Raw genomic sequence first — 2,471 nt, forward strand, 5'->3', positions numbered from 1 at the left:
TCCCCTTCCGGCGCACCAAGAGCGCACTTTAGAAAGACCATCACCCTGAACAATCCGAAGGACAGATCGATGATCACCACCTCCTCAGGGCTGGCCCCCGCGGTCACCGCCGCCCACCGTGACGCTGCAAAAGAAGTCTTCGCGCACCTGTCGCGGGGCGAATCCCTGGCCATGATTCCGTCGTTGATCCTCGAACTTTCCGGCAGGATCTGCCGCCGGGCTGCGCTCCTGGAGGCGCCCTCGATTGACCCGGTCCAAAGCTCCGAGGACCTGGCCGCCCTCGCGTGGATCCAGCGGGCCCTGGAAGATGTTGAAGCCACCATCATTGGGCTTTCCGAAGCAAACGGCCGTCGTTCCGCGCGTTCCACGGGCCGGCCCCTTCTTCCGCCGGGCCAACCGACCGCCTCGATTTGAGCCGTTGGAAGACCATGTCTGCGTCCGCCGCTCCTCCCCTCGACGCCAGGGGCCGCTGGAGTGTCCACAGTACTGGTCACCGCCCTGACAGTAAGGATCCATAACCATGCACGTAGCACCCGGTTATCTCGTCGTAACCGTTCACACCCGAAGGGAACTGGATGCAGCCCTCGATGAAGCGGTCGATCTCCTAAAGCCGGCGGCGATGGCTGGACAGGTCGGCATCTCAGTGACCCGGCTGGCCACCGGCCTCTATGAAGCCCGCGTGAACAACAACGTCCCTGCTGGCGTGTCACTCGAACGGTGGGGTGTGAGCGGCGATGAGTGAGGGGCGGGTACGTATCTCCGATGCGCCGACCGGGAGGTGTATTTATCGTCTGCCCTGCTGCCCGCCAGGGGGTGCTCACTGCGCGCGGTGGTTCTCCACGGGGTGCCGGGGAGAACCGGGTTGAAAGAGTCGCTGACAGAGAGCGAAATCGGACGTCTTCCTGTCCCTGGCCACCGTCTCGCGTGAGAGATCACGAACCGGGGCACTGTGGCGCGGGCGGGTCGACATGCCCTTTCCCGAACATGTACTTGTCTGAGTTATCACGGACGTCGGTGAGCGGAACTTGCTCGATATCGGTGTGCACACGGTCTGCCTACGCGGACCCGTCGCTGCCGAACGCGAGGACCTCAGTATCAGTATCCCGGTAGTCGGGCAGGTTAAAGAGGTCGGTAGCAACATCGGGCGCAGGGAAGCGGGCCCAGCCGCATTCCGGACGAATCAGCGGGAACCTTCACCGACCCCGTCGCCTCAACCGCAGGCTCCTACGAACCTGTTACCTCGCCGCCCTCTCCAGCCTCAAGAACAGCCCGGCCTCAAGAACCTATTACGACCGAAAGCGCGGCGAAGGAAAGTCCCATAAACAGGCCCTCATCGCCCTCGCAAGACGCCGCATCAACGTCCTCTGGGCCATGCTCCGCGACCACACCGTGTACCAGGAATCAATGCCAAAAATCTGCGCTCAGGCGGCTTGACAGAAACATTGAGATTCCCAATGTCTGGTACCAATCTGGTGATCACTTCTGCGGGCCTGTCCCGAATCATGACCATGTCGAAAAAACGCTTCGTCCGGTGCTCCTTCCGGCGGCAGGCCGGCGACCGGTCCGTCCGCTTCTGAGTGCGATAGCCGAATCCACCGCCAAATCCAGGCTTCCACGCCCGTACAGTGCCTGATACACGGTCTCAGGCACCACGTGCATCTCGGGTTGTCCGGGGAATTCAGCGCGTGCACGGTTGCTTATCTGGCGGGGGCTCCAGCGTTGCTCCAAGTGTTCCTTTACAAACTCGCGCAGGAGCGGGTTGCCGGCGATTTTCCCGGTGCGCTGCCGGCTCCGTCTGCGCTCGGCACTCCGCTGAGCCGTTCGCGGACGGTAACTACCCGAGGGCTCATGAGTGTTCCGGCGAATCTCTCTGCTTACCGTCGATGGACTCCGTCCGAGCTCCCTGGCAATGGCACAGATGCTCCGGCCGGCATGCAACAGGTCTGCGATCGTGATCCGTTCCGACTCCGAGAGGAATCGGGCGGAGATGACCGTCGGCCTCCGGAGCGAGATGGGAGCGTACTTCTTGATGTCTCCGGACTTGAGAACGACGGTGTGGCCGTGCCGCCATCGGGTACCCGAACTACGGCTGATTCCCACGATCCGGCAGGCTTCGGAATTGCCCATTCCCTGTTTCATCAGCTGATCATAATGAGCACGCGCGGCGTTCTTCGGAGGCGCTCCCCGGGACTTCCTTCGCCTTTTCATCTCTACCATTTGCAACTCCTAAATCTCTTAGGTGTTGCAACGACCACTGGACGCCAAGCCGTCACAATGGCTCACTTTTCGACCGTCACCGACAGCGGTGCCCGATCTGATCCGAGGGCTCGGGATCACAGCTTTGATGCGCCGGGTCCGCAGCAGAGCCCTGTTCGCCCGGGACGAGTACGTCTTGTCACCCATTACTACGTCGGGGCGCGTCCTGGGCGGACCGCCGCGCATCGCGGGACCTTGAAGCGTTCCATCCGAAC

Annotated in this window: 2 protein-coding genes and 1 pseudogene; all 3 read left to right on the plus strand. The window is 62.2% G+C overall.

From position 1 onward, the window contains the following. The first annotated feature begins 69 nt into the window (after positions 1 to 69). Positions 70 to 414 carry a hypothetical protein gene (locus P2Q66_RS19500; protein ID WP_275730806.1) on the plus strand — a complete coding sequence of 115 codons (345 nt, stop codon included), beginning with the start codon at positions 70 to 72 and terminating at the stop codon, positions 412 to 414. A gap of 106 nt (positions 415 to 520) precedes the next feature. Continuing rightward, the gene (locus P2Q66_RS19505; RefSeq protein WP_275730809.1) at positions 521 to 742 is read left to right on the plus strand and encodes a hypothetical protein; all 222 of its coding nucleotides are present in this window, start codon (positions 521 to 523) and stop codon (positions 740 to 742) included. 428 nt (positions 743 to 1,170) lie between these two features. Beyond that, positions 1,171 to 1,434: pseudogene (locus tag P2Q66_RS19510) on the plus strand (IS110 family transposase); the annotation flags it as partial. Positions 1,435 to 2,471 lie beyond the last annotated feature (1,037 nt).

Source organism: Arthrobacter sp. Cr_A7 (assembly GCF_029222765.1).
In the GTDB taxonomy this organism is placed as follows: domain Bacteria; phylum Actinomycetota; class Actinomycetes; order Actinomycetales; family Micrococcaceae; genus Arthrobacter.